Below are 13,809 nucleotides of genomic sequence, written 5' to 3'. Positions count from 1 at the left end.
TGATGGCAATTCGTAAACGCTTTATCGCCGGGGCAAAATGCCCGGCCTGCCAGGCTCAGGATTCACTGGCCATGTGGCGGGAAAACAATATCGATATTGTTGAGTGTGTTAAGTGCGGTCATCAGATGCGCGAAGCCGATAAAGCGGCGCGCGAGCATGTCCGCAAAGAAGAGCAAGTGATCGGCATTTTTCATCCGGACTAGCGATATGCCCTGAGTTTTTTTAAGCTAAAGGGTACACGGGTGCAGATTTCCGCTACAATCTGCGCCAGCAATTTTCCCACGCTCAGGAGATATCATGAAAGTAACAAAAGACCTGGTGGTCAGCCTGGCCTATCAGGTACGTACAGAAGACGGTGTGTTGGTTGATGAGTCTCCGGTGAGTGCGCCGCTGGACTATCTGCACGGTCACGGTTCCCTGATTTCTGGCCTGGAAAACGCGCTGGACGGTCATGAAGTTGGCGACAAATTTGACGTAGAAGTTGCCTCAAATGACGCTTACGGTCAGTACGATGAAAACCTGGTTCAACGTGTTCCTAAAGACGTCTTCATGGGCGTTGACGAACTGCAGGTTGGCATGCGCTTCCTGGCTGAAACTGACCAGGGTCCGGTTCCTGTAGAAATCACTGAGGTTGAAGACGACCACGTAGTGGTTGATGGCAACCACATGCTGGCTGGCCAGAACCTCAAGTTCAACGTAGAAGTGATGGCGATCCGCGAAGCCACTGAAGAAGAACTGGCTCACGGCCACGTTCACGGTGCGAATGGTCACGACCACGATCACGACCACGACCATGACGGTTGCTGCGGTGGCCACGGCCATAGCCACGATCACGACCACGGTCATGAGCACGGAAAAGGCGGTTGCGGTGGTAACGGCGGCTGCGGCTGTCACTAATACCGACCGGTATAAAAAAAGCGGGATTATCCCGCTTTTTTTACGTCTTAATAATGGGGCGGCGGGGTCTCTTCTGACTGTGATGCAATGTGCGATGACTGCGTCGCTTTCACTTTTTCTGTCAACAGACGCATCAGGTCCCGCAGCTTCGCCATCTCCAGCTCGTGGGCGGTGACGGTTTGATTCAGTTCATCGATGGTGATCTCCTGAAAAGCCAGGCGGCTTTCAAGTTCAGCCAGACGTGCTTCAAATTCTGTATCTTGCATGATTCACCTCGTTTATCTGTTACACCCCTTCTGGGGTTGGCGGCGGCGAATAGTACCCGAGATTATCCCTGTCTGCAGTAATCATCCTGTTGTCAGGAAACTAATTAAAACAAAAATAGTCTGAAATGTGTTGAGAATCGGGAGCGTCTGTCTGTAGATTTGTTCCACAACGTTTTATAGTACGCAACTCATTTACGCTTATCACGGGGTGAGAGTCCCCGGCCCTGGAGAAATGGATGAAATCACTGTTTAAAGTAACGCTGCTGGCGACCACGATGGCCGTCGCACTGAATGCGCCGCTGACTTTCGCTGCTGATACTGCTGCGAAGCCTGCTGCTAGCGCAGACAGCAAAGCGGCGTTCAAAAATGACGATCAGAAATCAGCCTACGCACTGGGCGCATCTCTGGGTCGTTATATGGAAAACTCTCTGAAAGAGCAGGAAAAACTGGGCATCAAACTGGATCAGACTCAGCTGATCGCCGGTGTTCAGGATGCCTTTGCCGATAAGAGCAAACTCTCCGACCAGGAAATCGAACAAACTCTGCAAGCTTTTGAAGCCCGCGTGAAAGGCGCCGCTCAGGAGAAAATGGAGAAAGACGCAGCCGAAAGCGAAACGAAGGGTAAAACCTACCGTGATGAGTTCGCGAAAGAGAAAGGCGTTAAAACCTCTTCCACCGGCCTGCTCTACAAAGTAGAGAAAGAAGGTACCGGTGATGCGCCAAAAGACAGCGATACTGTTGTCGTTAACTACAAAGGCACCCTGACCGACGGTAAAGAGTTCGATAACTCATATACCCGTGGCGAACCGCTCTCCTTCCGTCTGGACGGTGTTATCCCTGGCTGGACTGAAGGCCTGAAAAACATCAAGAAAGGCGGCAAAATCAAGCTGGTAATCCCACCGGCCCTGGCGTACGGAAAAACAGGCGTTCCGGGCATCCCGGCTAACTCCACGCTGGTGTTTGATGTAGAGCTGCTGGACATTAAGCCAGCACCAAAAGCAGATGCTAAGCCGGACGCTGCTCCGGCGGCTGAAGCCACCAAGAAGTAAACCGCTGAAAACCGCCGCCTTTGAGGCGGCGGTTTTTTTATTGTGGTGCAGGTATAATTAACACTGGAAGCGCTACCTACGCTGTATTAATTTAGTTGCCCGTGTAAATAATGAGCCTGCCCTGAAAACATACCGACAGGCTCCTGAAAAGGAGTGTTTTTTTCATGACCAGGTCGCTTTTAACCAATGAAACCAGTGAACTCGATTTGCTGGATCAACGTCCTTTCGATCAGACCGATTTCGATATTCTGAAATCCTACGAAGCGGTGGTGGACGGGTTAGCGATGCTCATCGGGTCCCACTGTGAAATCGTTCTGCACTCCCTGCAAGATCTGAAATGTTCTGCCATCCGCATTGCCAATGGTGAGCATACCGGCCGTAAAATTGGTTCGCCAATCACCGACCTTGCACTGCGTATGCTCCACGACATGACCGGCGCGGACAGCAGCGTCTCCAAATGTTATTTCACTCGCGCAAAAAGCGGCGTCCTCATGAAATCGGTGACGATTGCGATCCGTAATCGCGATCATCGTGTGATTGGTTTGCTGTGCATCAACATGAACCTTGATGTGCCGTTCTCGCAGATCATGAACACCTTTATCCCGCCAGAAACGCCGGACGTGGGTTCTTCTGTCAACTTCGCCTCCTCTGTTGAAGACCTGGTCACCCAGACGCTGGAATTCACCATTGAAGAGGTTAATGCCGATCGCAATGTCTCTAACAACGCTAAGAATCGTCAGATTGTGCTTAACCTTTACGAGAAAGGCATTTTCGATATCAAAGATGCGATTAACCAGGTTGCTGACCGGCTGAATATCTCGAAACACACGGTCTATCTCTACATCCGTCAGTTCAAAAGCGGTGACTTCCTGGTGCAGGAAAAGTAATGCGTTTTGCGTTGATGGTTACCGGTCCAGCTTACGGTACGCAGCAGGCCAGTAGCGCGCTGCAGTTTGCACGCGCGCTACTGGCAGCCGGGCATGAGCTGGTTAGCGTTTTCTTTTATCGGGAAGGCGTGTATAACGCCAACCAACTGACATCGCCGGCCTCGGACGAGTTCGATCTGGTGCGGGCATGGCAAGCGTTGCACCAGGAGCACGACGTTGCACTGCATATCTGCGTGGCGGCGGCACTGCGACGCGGCGTGAACGATGAGGGCGAAGCGAAACGTCTGGGTTTACCCGCGGCCAATCTCAATGACGGGTTTTCGCTTAGTGGGCTCGGTGCACTGGCGCAAGCCGCATTGACCTGCGATCGAATGGTGCAATTCTGATGAACCGCGTTGCTTTTGTGTTTACTTCCGCCCCGCACGGCAGTTCAGCCGGCAGGGAAGGGTTGGATGCGCTGCTGGCGACATCCGCTCTGTCGGAGGAGATCGGCGTCTTCTTTACCGGAGACGGTGTATTCCAGCTACTGGTCGGACAACAGCCGCAGGCAGTGCTGGCGAGAGACTACATCTCAACCTTTAAAGTCCTGCCACTGTATGACATCGAGACATTTTACGTCTGTGCGGCTTCACTGCAGGCGCGCGGTTTGAATGAGAACACACCCTTTATTCTGGACGCCACCGTGGTTGCCCCCAATACACTGCGTGAGCATCTCTCCCATTTCGACACCATTCTGACATTCTGAGGCGGTCATGCTCCACACCCTGAGCCATTCACCCTGGCATTGCGACATCGACAGTATGATGAGAATGCTGCGTGAGGGCGACGCGTTGCTGCTCGTTCAGGATGGCGTCATCGCTGCGATAGACGGCACCCGCTTTGTTGATATTCTCAGTAATGCCCCCATAACTGTCTGTGCGCTAAAAGACGATATTGATGCCCGCGGCCTGGCTGGTCAAATTTCAGCCAAAATTAACGTAGTTAGCTATACTGACTTCGTCAATCTTGCCGTGCAACACACCGGTCAAATGAACTGGTGATCGGAGATCGCTGTATATTTCTTGACACCTTTTCGGCGTAGCCCTAAAATTTCGCGTCCTCATATTGTATGAGGTCGTTTTTATCACGCGTTTACGAAGCAAAAGCTAAAACCAGGAGCTATTTAATGGCAACAGTTAACCAGCTGGTACGCAAACCACGCGCTCGCAAAGTTGCAAAAAGCAACGTGCCTGCGCTGGAAGCCTGCCCGCAGAAACGTGGTGTATGTACCCGTGTATATACCACCACTCCTAAGAAACCAAACTCCGCACTGCGTAAAGTATGCCGTGTGCGTTTGACTAACGGTTTTGAAGTGACTTCCTACATTGGTGGTGAAGGTCACAACCTGCAGGAACACTCCGTGATCCTGATCCGTGGCGGTCGTGTAAAAGACCTTCCGGGTGTTCGTTACCACACCGTTCGTGGTGCGCTTGACTGCTCCGGCGTTAAAGACCGTAAGCAATCTCGCTCTAAGTACGGCGTGAAACGTCCTAAGGCTTAATGGTTCTCCGTTAAGTAAGGCCAAACTGATTTATCTAAATGTCACACTAAACTCTTTGAGTTTTGGACAATCCTGAATTAACAACGGAGTATTCCCATGCCACGTCGTCGCGTCATTGGTCAGCGTAAAATTCTTCCAGATCCGAAGTTCGGATCAGAACTGCTGGCAAAATTTGTAAACATCCTGATGGTAGATGGTAAAAAATCTACTGCAGAAGCAATCGTATACAGTGCACTTGAGACCCTGGCTCAGCGCTCTGGTAAAAACTCACTGGAAGCTTTCGAAGTCGCTCTCGACAACGTGCGCCCGACTGTAGAAGTTAAGTCTCGCCGCGTTGGTGGTTCTACTTATCAGGTACCAGTTGAAGTTCGTCCGGTTCGTCGTAATGCTCTGGCAATGCGTTGGATCGTTGAAGCTGCTCGTAAACGTGGTGATAAATCCATGGCTCTGCGTCTGGCGAACGAACTTTCTGATGCTGCAGACAACAAAGGTACTGCAGTTAAGAAACGTGAAGACGTTCACCGTATGGCAGAAGCCAACAAGGCGTTCGCACACTACCGTTGGTAATCCCTTCGGAGTTGTAGTCAACAGACGGGCGCTTCAACGAAGTTGCCCGTCTGGGTTACTTAATCTGAACGCCTAAGAAACAAACGAGGAATAAAATGGCTCGTACAACACCCATCGCACGCTACCGTAACATTGGTATCAGTGCGCACATCGACGCCGGTAAAACCACTACCACCGAACGTATTCTGTTCTACACCGGTGTAAACCACAAAATCGGTGAAGTTCATGACGGCGCCGCCACCATGGACTGGATGGAGCAGGAGCAGGAGCGTGGTATTACCATCACCTCTGCAGCAACTACTGCATTCTGGTCTGGTATGGCTAAGCAGTATGAGCCGCATCGCGTAAACATCATCGACACCCCGGGCCACGTTGACTTCACAATCGAAGTAGAACGTTCCATGCGTGTTCTTGATGGTGCGGTAATGGTTTACTGCGCAGTTGGTGGTGTTCAGCCACAGTCTGAGACCGTATGGCGTCAGGCAAACAAATACAAAGTTCCACGCATTGCGTTCGTTAACAAAATGGACCGCATGGGTGCTAACTTCCTGAAAGTTGTTGGTCAGATTAAATCTCGTCTGGGCGCAACCGCCGTTCCTCTTCAGTTGGCAATTGGCGCTGAAGAAGGTTTCACCGGTGTTGTTGACCTGGTGAAAATGAAAGCGATCAACTGGAACGATGCAGATCAGGGCGTGACCTTCGAATACGAAGACATCCCTGCTGACATGGTTGAGCTGGCAAACGAATGGCGCCAGAACCTGGTTGAATCCGCAGCTGAAGCTTCTGACGAGCTGATGGATAAATATTTGGGCGGCGATGAGCTGACCGAAGAAGAAATCAAAACTGCGCTGCGTGCACGCGTGCTGGCTAACGAGATCATTCTTGTTACTTGCGGTTCTGCATTCAAGAACAAAGGCGTACAGGCAATGCTGGATGCGGTAATTGATTACCTGCCAGCACCAACTGACGTGCCTGCAATCAACGGTATGCTGGACGACGGTAAAGATACTCCAGCTGAGCGTCACGCTACCGATGATGAGCCGTTTGCTGCACTGGCATTCAAAATCGCTACCGACCCATTCGTGGGTAACCTGACGTTCTTCCGCGTTTATTCAGGCGTGGTTAACTCCGGTGATACTGTGTACAACCCAGTTAAATCGGCTCGTGAGCGTTTTGGTCGTATCGTTCAGATGCACGCTAACAAGCGTGAAGAGATCAAAGAAGTTCGCGCGGGCGACATTGCTGCGGCAATCGGCCTGAAAGACGTGACCACAGGTGATACCATCTGTGATCCGGATAACGTGATCATTCTGGAGCGTATGGAATTCCCTGAACCGGTAATCTCCATCGCAGTTGAACCAAAAACCAAAGCTGACCAGGAAAAAATGGGTCTGGCTCTGGGTCGTTTGGCTAAAGAGGATCCATCATTCCGCGTATGGACTGATGAAGAGTCTAACCAGACCATCATCGCTGGTATGGGTGAATTGCACCTCGATATCATCGTTGACCGTATGCGTCGCGAATTCAACGTTGAAGCTAACGTGGGTAAACCACAGGTTGCTTACCGCGAAGCGATTCGTCAGAAAGTTACCGATGTTGAAGGTAAACACGCTAAGCAGTCTGGCGGTCGTGGTCAGTATGGTCATGTAATTATCGACATGTACCCACTGGAGCCGGGCTCAAATCCGAAAGGTTACGAGTTCATCAACGACATCAAAGGTGGTGTAATTCCTGGCGAATACATCCCTGCCGTTGATAAAGGCATCCAGGAGCAGCTGAAGTCTGGTCCGCTGGCGGGTTACCCGGTAGTTGACATGGGTGTTCGTCTGCACTTCGGTTCTTACCATGACGTTGACTCCTCTGAGCTGGCGTTTAAACTGGCCGCTTCACTTGCCTTTAAAGAAGGCTTTAAGAAAGCGAAACCAGTTCTGCTTGAGCCGATCATGAAGGTTGAAGTAGAAACTCCGGAAGAGAACACCGGTGACGTTATCGGTGACCTTAGCCGTCGTCGTGGTCAGTTGAAAGGTCAGGAATCTAACGCTACTGGCGTCCAGATTCATGCTGAAGTTCCGTTGTCTGAAATGTTCGGTTACGCAACTCAGCTGCGTTCACTGACCAAAGGTCGTGCTTCTTACTCCATGGAATTCCTGAAGTATGATGATGCGCCGAACAACGTTGCTCAGGCCGTAATTGAAGCCCGTGGTAAATAAGCCGCAGGGTTAAAATCTAAGTCCCGTGCCCCCTCGGTGAGGGGGCACTATAGTAAGGAATATAGCCGTGTCTAAAGAAAAATTTGAACGTACAAAACCGCACGTCAACGTTGGTACTATCGGCCACGTTGACCATGGTAAAACTACTCTGACCGCTGCAATCACTACCGTTCTGGCTAAAACCTACGGTGGTTCTGCTCGTGCATTCGACCAGATCGATAACGCACCAGAAGAAAAAGCGCGTGGTATCACCATCAACACTTCCCACGTTGAATATGACACCCCGACTCGCCACTACGCACACGTAGACTGCCCAGGCCACGCCGACTATGTTAAAAACATGATCACCGGTGCTGCGCAGATGGACGGCGCGATCCTGGTTGTTGCTGCGACTGACGGCCCTATGCCTCAGACCCGTGAGCACATCCTGCTGGGTCGTCAGGTAGGCGTTCCTTTCATCATCGTGTTCCTGAACAAATGCGACATGGTTGATGACGAAGAGCTGCTGGAACTGGTAGAAATGGAAGTACGTGAGCTGCTGTCTCAGTACGATTTCCCAGGCGACGACACCCCAATCGTTCGCGGTTCTGCGCTGAAAGCGCTGGAAGGCGAAGCTGAGTGGGAAGCAAAAATCATCGAACTGGCTGGCTTCCTGGATTCTTACATCCCAGAACCAGAACGTGCGATTGACAAGCCGTTCCTGCTGCCTATCGAAGACGTATTCTCCATCTCCGGCCGTGGTACTGTTGTTACCGGTCGTGTAGAGCGCGGTATCGTTAAAGTTGGCGAAGAAGTTGAAATCGTTGGTATCAAAGACACTGCTAAGTCTACCTGTACCGGCGTTGAAATGTTCCGTAAACTGCTGGACGAAGGTCGTGCAGGCGAGAACTGTGGTGTTCTGCTGCGTGGTATCAAGCGTGAAGAAATCCAGCGTGGCCAGGTTCTGGCTAAGCCGGGCTCTATCAAGCCACACACCAAGTTCGAATCCGAAGTGTACATCCTGTCCAAAGATGAAGGCGGCCGTCATACTCCGTTCTTCAAAGGCTACCGTCCACAGTTCTACTTCCGTACAACTGACGTGACCGGTACCATCGAACTGCCAGAAGGCGTTGAGATGGTAATGCCAGGCGACAACATCAAAATGGTTGTTACCCTGATCCACCCAATCGCGATGGATGACGGTCTGCGTTTCGCAATCCGTGAAGGCGGCCGTACTGTAGGTGCGGGCGTTGTTGCTAAAGTTCTGAGCTAATTTATTTGCTCCGAATTTAAAAGGGCGCTTCGGCGCCCTTTTTGCTTTCCGGCTTTTACCCCTGTCACAATTATTCGCATTTTTTGTGCGTTCCCGCCCCGTATCTGCGCGCTTGTGCTATTGTAATCATAATTATTCTCACTTACACTTTGCGCATATTTTGAACGGGAGTGGTTATGTACGTCTGTTTATGCAATGGTGTGAGTGACAAAAAAATACGTCAGGCCGTTCGCCAGTTTCAACCTCAATCTTTCCAGCAGTTGCGTAAGTTTGTTCCAGTGGGAAATCAATGTGGTAAATGCGTTCGCGCTGCCCGTGAAATCATGCAGGACGAATTGATGCAGATCCCGGAATTCAAAGAGATTGCCTGAGGCTCATTCTTTTTTTTGACATCCCTGTAGCCCCATCTACGCTTCAATGAGTGGAAGCGGAGGGACTATAATGAAAGGTGATATTAAAATCATAAGTTATCTCAATAAATTATTGGGAAATGAGCTTGTCGCAATCAATCAATACTTTCTCCATGCGAGAATGTTCAAAAACTGGGGCCTTACTCGCCTCAATGACGTTGAGTATCATGAATCCATCGACGAGATGAAACATGCCGATAAATACATCGAGCGTATTTTATTTCTTGAGGGTCTCCCCAACCTGCAGGATCTCGGCAAGTTGGGCATCGGTGAAGACGTTGAAGAAATGCTGCGCTCCGATCTAGCGTTAGAACTTGATGGCGCAAAAGATCTGCGTGAAGCTATCGCTTACGCGGACAGCGTTCATGATTACGTCAGCCGCGATATGATGATCCAGATTCTGGCGGATGAAGAAGGGCATATCGACTGGCTGGAAACAGAACTGGATCTGATCGGTAAAATCGGTTTACAGAATTACCTCCAGTCGCAAATTAAAGTGGAAAGCTAATCAGGCTTTGCCAACCCGTAATTAAAGCCGCTGCCGCCAGGTAAGGTCCAAAGGGTAGCGGTTTTTTTATTGTCTGCACTCCGGATTTGCACAGCAGTCGTGACAAAAGATAGATGGACGCCAGCAGTGATGCTGTTAACGCCAGCGCCGGTAATATGCACCAGCCATGCCATGCACCTAATGCACCAAGATATTTCACATCGCCATACCCCATTCCTTCTTGTTTGCGTACCAGCTTGTAACCCCAATAAATAAGCGCAAAGCCAGCATATCCGGCCATCGCGCCCACGACGGCGCTCGCCAGAAAGTCAGGGTTAATACACAGATGAAAAAGCAGACCAGACCATAAAAGTGGGCATAGATACTTGTTTGGGAGAAGACCTGATTGGATATCCTCACGAACCAACAGGTATGACAATCCCAGATATACGATCAGAAAGGGGAGGGTGGTGAGCATAGTGGTAAGCCTCAATAAAATGTGTGAAGGCATACTCTTCTGAAATCTGCTCGCCTGCCAAACAGCAAAAAAGAACCCTGCCTGGTGTCTTCCAGACTTTAACTTCGCCACTGTAAAACGACAAAATGTTTAGGAGGTACCCCGCAAAGTTGACCCATTCCGTCTAATTTATAAACTGGGCTTGCGTCCTGGTCAGATTTACGTATAATGCGCGGGCTTGTCGTAATTGACGGCTGGTTCGATATGAACCCTGGCAACAATCATTTTCCGTTGCCAAACAATGTCCCCAATTGGGGGACTACGTAAGAACGGTTACACTCTCCCATCAATCGTAATGGGTACGAGTAGTGATCATTTTCGTTTATAAAATAATTGGAGCTCTGGTCTCATGCAGAACCAAAGAATCCGTATCCGCTTGAAAGCGTTTGATCATCGTCTGATCGATCAATCAACCGCCGAAATCGTCGAGACTGCTAAGCGCACTGGTGCGCAAGTACGTGGTCCGATCCCGCTGCCGACCCGCAAAGAGCGCTTTACCGTTCTGATCTCTCCGCACGTCAACAAAGACGCGCGTGATCAGTACGAAATCCGCACTCACAAGCGTCTGGTTGACATCGTTGAGCCAACCGAGAAAACCGTTGATGCTCTGATGCGTCTGGATCTGGCTGCCGGTGTAGACGTGCAGATCAGCCTGGGTTAATCAGGTCATCGAGCGATTGAGAGGTTGATACAATGATTGGTTTAGTCGGTAAAAAAGTGGGTATGACCCGCATCTTCACTGAAGATGGCGTATCTATCCCAGTAACCGTAATCGAAGTTGAAGCAAACCGCGTTACTCAGGTTAAAGATCTGGCTAACGATGGCTACCGTGCCGTTCAGGTTACCACTGGTGCTAAAAAAGCTAACCGTGTAACTAAACCGGAAGCGGGTCACTTCGCTAAAGCTGGCGTTGAAGCTGGCCGTGGTCTGTGGGAATTCCGTCTTGCTGAAGGCGAAGAGTTCACCGTAGGTCAGGACATTAGCGTTGAGCTGTTTGCTGAAGTTAAAAAAGTTGACGTAACCGGTACCTCTAAAGGTAAAGGTTTTGCTGGTACCGTTAAGCGCTGGAACTTCCGTACTCAGGATGCCACGCACGGTAACTCCTTGTCTCACCGTGTACCGGGTTCTATCGGTCAGAACCAGACTCCGGGCAAAGTGTTCAAAGGCAAGAAAATGGCAGGTCAGCTGGGTAACGAACGTGTGACCGTTCAGAGCCTGGACGTAGTACGTGTTGACGCTGAGCGCAACCTGCTGCTGGTTAAAGGTGCTGTTCCGGGTGCAACCGGTAGCAACCTGATCGTTAAACCAGCTGTGAAGGCGTAAGGGGATAGCAATGGAATTAGTATTGAAAGACGCGCAGAGCGCGCTGACTGTTTCCGAAACTACCTTCGGTCGTGATTTCAACGAAGCGCTGGTTCACCAGGTTGTAGTTGCTTATGCAGCTGGTGCTCGTCAGGGTACTCGTGCTCAGAAGACTCGTGCTGAAGTAACTGGTTCCGGCAAAAAGCCGTGGCGTCAGAAAGGTACCGGCCGTGCGCGTTCAGGTTCTGTAAAGAGCCCGATCTGGCGTTCCGGTGGCGTGACCTTCGCTGCTCGCCCGCAGGACCACAGTCAAAAAGTTAACAAGAAGATGTACCGCGGCGCGCTGAAAAGCATTCTGTCCGAACTGGTACGTCAGGATCGTCTGATCGTTGTCGAATCATTCTCTGTAGAAGCGCCTAAAACTAAGCTGCTGGCACAGAAATTGAAAGACATGGCTCTGGAAGATGTGCTGATCATCACCGGTGAGCTGGACGAGAACCTGTTCCTTGCTGCGCGCAACCTGCATAAGGTTGACGTACGTGATGCAACTGGTATCGACCCGGTTAGCCTGATCGCCTTCGACAAAGTCGTAATGACTGCTGATGCTGTTAAGCAAGTTGAGGAGATGCTGGCATGATTCGTGAAGAACGTCTGCTGAAGGTGCTTCGTGCGCCGCACGTTTCTGAAAAAGCGTCTGCTGCGATGGAAAAAACCAATACCATCGTTCTCAAAGTTGCTAAAGACGCGACCAAAGCAGAAATCAAAGCTGCTGTGCAGAAACTGTTTGAAGTCGAAGTCGAAGTCGTTAACACCCTGGTAGTTAAAGGGAAAGTTAAACGTCAAGGACAGCGTATCGGTCGTCGTAGCGACTGGAAAAAAGCTTACGTCACCCTGAAAGAAGGCCAGAATCTGGACTTCGTTGGCGGCGCTGAGTAAGTCGGAGGAGTAATACAATGGCAGTTGTTAAATGTAAACCGACATCTCCGGGTCGTCGCCACGTTGTTAAAGTGGTCAACCCAGAGCTGCACAAGGGCAAACCTTTTGCTCCGCTGGTTGAAAAAAACAGCAAATCCGGCGGTCGTAACAACAATGGCCGTATCACCACTCGTCATATCGGTGGTGGTCATAAGCAGGCTTATCGTATTGTTGACTTTAAACGCAACAAAGACGGTATCCCAGCAGTTGTTGAACGTCTTGAGTACGATCCGAACCGTTCCGCGAACATCGCGCTGGTTCTGTACAAAGATGGCGAACGTCGTTACATCCTGGCCCCTAAAGGCCTGAAAGCTGGCGACCAGATTCAATCTGGCGTTGATGCTGCAATCAAAGCAGGTAACACCCTGCCGATGCGCAATATCCCGGTGGGTTCTACCGTTCATAACGTAGAAATGAAACCAGGTAAAGGCGGTCAGCTGGCTCGTTCCGCTGGTACTTACGTTCAGATCGTTGCGCGCGATGGTGCTTATGTCACCCTGCGTCTGCGTTCTGGTGAAATGCGTAAAGTCGAAGCAGAATGCCGCGCTACCATGGGCGAAGTTGGCAATGCTGAGCATATGCTGCGCGTTCTGGGTAAAGCAGGTGCTGCACGCTGGCGTGGTGTTCGTCCTACCGTTCGCGGTACTGCGATGAACCCAGTCGATCACCCACATGGTGGTGGTGAAGGTCGTAACTTTGGTAAGCACCCGGTATCTCCGTGGGGCGTTCAGACCAAAGGTAAGAAGACCCGCAGCAACAAGCGTACTGATAAATTTATCGTACGTCGCCGTAGCAAATAATTTTAGAGGATAAGCCATGCCACGTTCTCTCAAGAAAGGTCCTTTTATTGACCTGCACTTGCTGAAGAAGGTAGAGAAAGCGGTGGAAAGCGGAGACAAGAAGCCCCTGCGCACTTGGTCCCGTCGTTCAACGATCTTTCCTAACATGATCGGTTTGACCATCGCTGTCCATAATGGTCGTCAGCACGTTCCAGTCTTTGTTTCCGACGAAATGGTTGGTCACAAACTGGGTGAATTCGCACCGACTCGTACTTATCGCGGCCATGCTGCTGATAAAAAAGCGAAGAAGAAATAAGGTAGGAGGAAGAGATGGAAACTTTAGCTCAACATCGCCATGCTCGTTCTTCTGCTCAGAAGGTTCGCCTTGTTGCTGACCTGATTCGCGGTAAGAAAGTGTCGCAGGCCCTGGACATCCTGACCTATACCAACAAGAAAGCTGCGGTATTGGTTAAGAAAGTACTGGAATCTGCCATTGCTAACGCTGAACACAACGATGGCGCTGACATTGACGATCTGAAAGTCGCGAAAATCTTCGTAGACGAAGGCCCAAGCATGAAGCGCATTATGCCGCGTGCGAAAGGTCGTGCAGATCGCATCCTGAAGCGCACCAGCCACATTACTGTGGTTGTGTCCGATCGCTGAGACTCTGG

At 50.6% G+C, this 13,809-nt stretch carries 22 protein-coding genes; 20 read left to right on the top strand and 2 right to left on the bottom strand.

What is annotated here, in order from left to right:
* Positions 1 to 2: 2 nt before the first annotated feature.
* Positions 3 to 203 (top strand): YheV family putative zinc ribbon protein, encoded by a 201-nt coding sequence (locus tag M8013_RS03975; protein ID WP_271266596.1) that lies wholly within the window; start codon positions 3 to 5, stop codon positions 201 to 203.
* A 94-nt stretch (positions 204 to 297) separates the two neighbouring features.
* On the top strand, positions 298 to 897 hold the full coding sequence (gene slyD, locus M8013_RS03970; protein ID WP_271266517.1) for a peptidylprolyl isomerase: 600 nt from the start codon (positions 298 to 300) through the stop codon (positions 895 to 897).
* A 47-nt stretch (positions 898 to 944) separates the two neighbouring features.
* Here slyD and M8013_RS03965 read toward each other — a convergent pair whose 3' ends face one another.
* Positions 945 to 1,163 carry a protein SlyX gene (locus tag M8013_RS03965; protein ID WP_271266516.1) on the bottom strand — a complete coding sequence of 73 codons (219 nt, stop codon included), beginning with the start codon at positions 1,161 to 1,163 and terminating at the stop codon, positions 945 to 947.
* Positions 1,164 to 1,399: 236 nt separating this feature from the next.
* Between M8013_RS03965 and fkpA the strand changes: the two genes are divergently transcribed.
* From fkpA to bfr, 11 genes are all read left to right on the top strand, one after another.
* Complete coding sequence (gene fkpA, locus M8013_RS03960) at positions 1,400 to 2,212, top strand: FKBP-type peptidyl-prolyl cis-trans isomerase (protein ID WP_271266515.1); 813 nt, start codon at positions 1,400 to 1,402, stop codon at positions 2,210 to 2,212.
* 164 nt (positions 2,213 to 2,376) lie between these two features.
* Complete coding sequence (locus tag M8013_RS03955; protein ID WP_271266514.1) at positions 2,377 to 3,099, top strand: helix-turn-helix transcriptional regulator; 723 nt, start codon at positions 2,377 to 2,379, stop codon at positions 3,097 to 3,099.
* Entirely contained in the window at positions 3,099 to 3,485 is a 387-nt protein-coding gene (gene tusD / locus M8013_RS03950; protein ID WP_271266513.1) for a sulfurtransferase complex subunit TusD, read from the top strand. Before M8013_RS03955 ends, tusD begins: the two co-directional genes overlap by 1 nt.
* Positions 3,485 to 3,844, top strand: coding sequence for a sulfurtransferase complex subunit TusC (gene tusC / locus M8013_RS03945; RefSeq protein ID WP_271266512.1), 360 nt, complete (start codon positions 3,485 to 3,487; stop codon positions 3,842 to 3,844). Before tusD ends, tusC begins: the two co-directional genes overlap by 1 nt.
* Positions 3,845 to 3,851: 7 nt before the next feature.
* Positions 3,852 to 4,139, top strand: a complete 288-nt coding sequence (gene tusB, locus M8013_RS03940; protein ID WP_271266511.1) for a sulfurtransferase complex subunit TusB — start codon at positions 3,852 to 3,854, stop codon at positions 4,137 to 4,139.
* Between the two features lie 125 nt (positions 4,140 to 4,264).
* Complete coding sequence (gene rpsL / locus M8013_RS03935) at positions 4,265 to 4,639, top strand: 30S ribosomal protein S12 (RefSeq protein ID WP_003023654.1); 375 nt, start codon at positions 4,265 to 4,267, stop codon at positions 4,637 to 4,639.
* A gap of 96 nt (positions 4,640 to 4,735) precedes the next feature.
* Positions 4,736 to 5,206, top strand: a complete 471-nt coding sequence (gene rpsG, locus M8013_RS03930; protein ID WP_271266510.1) for a 30S ribosomal protein S7 — start codon at positions 4,736 to 4,738, stop codon at positions 5,204 to 5,206.
* Positions 5,207 to 5,301: 95 nt separating this feature from the next.
* Positions 5,302 to 7,416: an elongation factor G gene (gene fusA / locus M8013_RS03925; RefSeq protein WP_271266509.1), complete on the top strand. Its 2,115-nt coding sequence runs from the start codon at positions 5,302 to 5,304 to the stop codon at positions 7,414 to 7,416.
* A 67-nt stretch (positions 7,417 to 7,483) separates the two neighbouring features.
* Positions 7,484 to 8,668: an elongation factor Tu gene (tuf, locus tag M8013_RS03920; protein WP_271266508.1), complete on the top strand. Its 1,185-nt coding sequence runs from the start codon at positions 7,484 to 7,486 to the stop codon at positions 8,666 to 8,668.
* Between the two features lie 176 nt (positions 8,669 to 8,844).
* Positions 8,845 to 9,039: a bacterioferritin-associated ferredoxin gene (gene bfd, locus M8013_RS03915; protein WP_003863268.1), complete on the top strand. Its 195-nt coding sequence runs from the start codon at positions 8,845 to 8,847 to the stop codon at positions 9,037 to 9,039.
* A gap of 70 nt (positions 9,040 to 9,109) precedes the next feature.
* Positions 9,110 to 9,586: a bacterioferritin gene (gene bfr, locus M8013_RS03910; protein ID WP_271266507.1), complete on the top strand. Its 477-nt coding sequence runs from the start codon at positions 9,110 to 9,112 to the stop codon at positions 9,584 to 9,586.
* Here the strand turns inward: bfr and M8013_RS03905 are convergent.
* Complete coding sequence (locus tag M8013_RS03905; RefSeq protein ID WP_271266506.1) at positions 9,570 to 10,043, bottom strand: prepilin peptidase; 474 nt, start codon at positions 10,041 to 10,043, stop codon at positions 9,570 to 9,572. The two genes, bfr and M8013_RS03905, sit on opposite strands and share 17 nt — an antisense overlap.
* 388 nt (positions 10,044 to 10,431) lie before the next feature.
* Here M8013_RS03905 and rpsJ point away from each other — a divergent pair, with 388 nt between their 5' ends.
* The 7 genes from rpsJ to rplV are packed head-to-tail and all read left to right on the top strand — an operon-like array spanning position 10,432 to position 13,801.
* The gene (gene rpsJ / locus M8013_RS03900) at positions 10,432 to 10,743 is read left to right on the top strand and encodes a 30S ribosomal protein S10 (RefSeq protein WP_001181005.1); all 312 of its coding nucleotides are present in this window, start codon (positions 10,432 to 10,434) and stop codon (positions 10,741 to 10,743) included.
* Between the two features lie 32 nt (positions 10,744 to 10,775).
* A complete protein-coding gene (rplC, locus tag M8013_RS03895) occupies positions 10,776 to 11,405 on the top strand; it encodes a 50S ribosomal protein L3 (protein WP_095846799.1) in 630 nt (209 codons plus the stop codon).
* 10 nt (positions 11,406 to 11,415) lie between these two features.
* Entirely contained in the window at positions 11,416 to 12,021 is a 606-nt protein-coding gene (gene rplD, locus M8013_RS03890) for a 50S ribosomal protein L4 (RefSeq protein ID WP_106996077.1), read from the top strand.
* Positions 12,018 to 12,320: a 50S ribosomal protein L23 gene (gene rplW / locus M8013_RS03885; RefSeq protein WP_097164996.1), complete on the top strand. Its 303-nt coding sequence runs from the start codon at positions 12,018 to 12,020 to the stop codon at positions 12,318 to 12,320. Before rplD ends, rplW begins: the two co-directional genes overlap by 4 nt.
* A 17-nt stretch (positions 12,321 to 12,337) precedes the next feature.
* Positions 12,338 to 13,159, top strand: coding sequence for a 50S ribosomal protein L2 (gene rplB / locus M8013_RS03880; RefSeq protein ID WP_271266505.1), 822 nt, complete (start codon positions 12,338 to 12,340; stop codon positions 13,157 to 13,159).
* 16 nt (positions 13,160 to 13,175) lie between these two features.
* Positions 13,176 to 13,454, top strand: coding sequence for a 30S ribosomal protein S19 (gene rpsS / locus M8013_RS03875; RefSeq protein WP_001138115.1), 279 nt, complete (start codon positions 13,176 to 13,178; stop codon positions 13,452 to 13,454).
* A 14-nt stretch (positions 13,455 to 13,468) separates the two neighbouring features.
* Positions 13,469 to 13,801: a 50S ribosomal protein L22 gene (rplV, locus tag M8013_RS03870; protein WP_002919773.1), complete on the top strand. Its 333-nt coding sequence runs from the start codon at positions 13,469 to 13,471 to the stop codon at positions 13,799 to 13,801.
* Positions 13,802 to 13,809 lie beyond the last annotated feature (8 nt).

The organism is Silvania confinis (assembly GCF_025564085.1).
Taxonomy (GTDB): domain Bacteria; phylum Pseudomonadota; class Gammaproteobacteria; order Enterobacterales; family Enterobacteriaceae; genus Enterobacter; species Enterobacter confinis.
Note: the sequence above shows the minus strand (reverse complement) of the source record. Positions and strands in the feature narration are given on the sequence as shown.

Coding starts and splice junctions, on each gene's coding strand:
- bfr (WP_271266507.1), top strand. CDS start 9,110: ATGAAAGGTGATATTAAAATCATAAGTTATCTCAATAAATTATTGGGA.
- M8013_RS03975 (WP_271266596.1), top strand. CDS start 3: ATGGCAATTCGTAAACGCTTTATCGCCGGGGCAAAATGCCCGGCCTGC.
- rpsJ (WP_001181005.1), top strand. CDS start 10,432: ATGCAGAACCAAAGAATCCGTATCCGCTTGAAAGCGTTTGATCATCGT.
- rplC (WP_095846799.1), top strand. CDS start 10,776: ATGATTGGTTTAGTCGGTAAAAAAGTGGGTATGACCCGCATCTTCACT.
- rpsL (WP_003023654.1), top strand. CDS start 4,265: ATGGCAACAGTTAACCAGCTGGTACGCAAACCACGCGCTCGCAAAGTT.
- rplW (WP_097164996.1), top strand. CDS start 12,018: ATGATTCGTGAAGAACGTCTGCTGAAGGTGCTTCGTGCGCCGCACGTT.
- rpsG (WP_271266510.1), top strand. CDS start 4,736: ATGCCACGTCGTCGCGTCATTGGTCAGCGTAAAATTCTTCCAGATCCG.
- rplD (WP_106996077.1), top strand. CDS start 11,416: ATGGAATTAGTATTGAAAGACGCGCAGAGCGCGCTGACTGTTTCCGAA.
- slyD (WP_271266517.1), top strand. CDS start 298: ATGAAAGTAACAAAAGACCTGGTGGTCAGCCTGGCCTATCAGGTACGT.
- tusD (WP_271266513.1), top strand. CDS start 3,099: ATGCGTTTTGCGTTGATGGTTACCGGTCCAGCTTACGGTACGCAGCAG.
- rpsS (WP_001138115.1), top strand. CDS start 13,176: ATGCCACGTTCTCTCAAGAAAGGTCCTTTTATTGACCTGCACTTGCTG.
- fusA (WP_271266509.1), top strand. CDS start 5,302: ATGGCTCGTACAACACCCATCGCACGCTACCGTAACATTGGTATCAGT.
- tusB (WP_271266511.1), top strand. CDS start 3,852: ATGCTCCACACCCTGAGCCATTCACCCTGGCATTGCGACATCGACAGT.
- fkpA (WP_271266515.1), top strand. CDS start 1,400: ATGAAATCACTGTTTAAAGTAACGCTGCTGGCGACCACGATGGCCGTC.
- M8013_RS03905 (WP_271266506.1), bottom strand. CDS start 10,043: ATGCTCACCACCCTCCCCTTTCTGATCGTATATCTGGGATTGTCATAC.
- tusC (WP_271266512.1), top strand. CDS start 3,485: ATGAACCGCGTTGCTTTTGTGTTTACTTCCGCCCCGCACGGCAGTTCA.
- bfd (WP_003863268.1), top strand. CDS start 8,845: ATGTACGTCTGTTTATGCAATGGTGTGAGTGACAAAAAAATACGTCAG.
- rplB (WP_271266505.1), top strand. CDS start 12,338: ATGGCAGTTGTTAAATGTAAACCGACATCTCCGGGTCGTCGCCACGTT.
- M8013_RS03955 (WP_271266514.1), top strand. CDS start 2,377: ATGACCAGGTCGCTTTTAACCAATGAAACCAGTGAACTCGATTTGCTG.
- rplV (WP_002919773.1), top strand. CDS start 13,469: ATGGAAACTTTAGCTCAACATCGCCATGCTCGTTCTTCTGCTCAGAAG.
- M8013_RS03965 (WP_271266516.1), bottom strand. CDS start 1,163: ATGCAAGATACAGAATTTGAAGCACGTCTGGCTGAACTTGAAAGCCGC.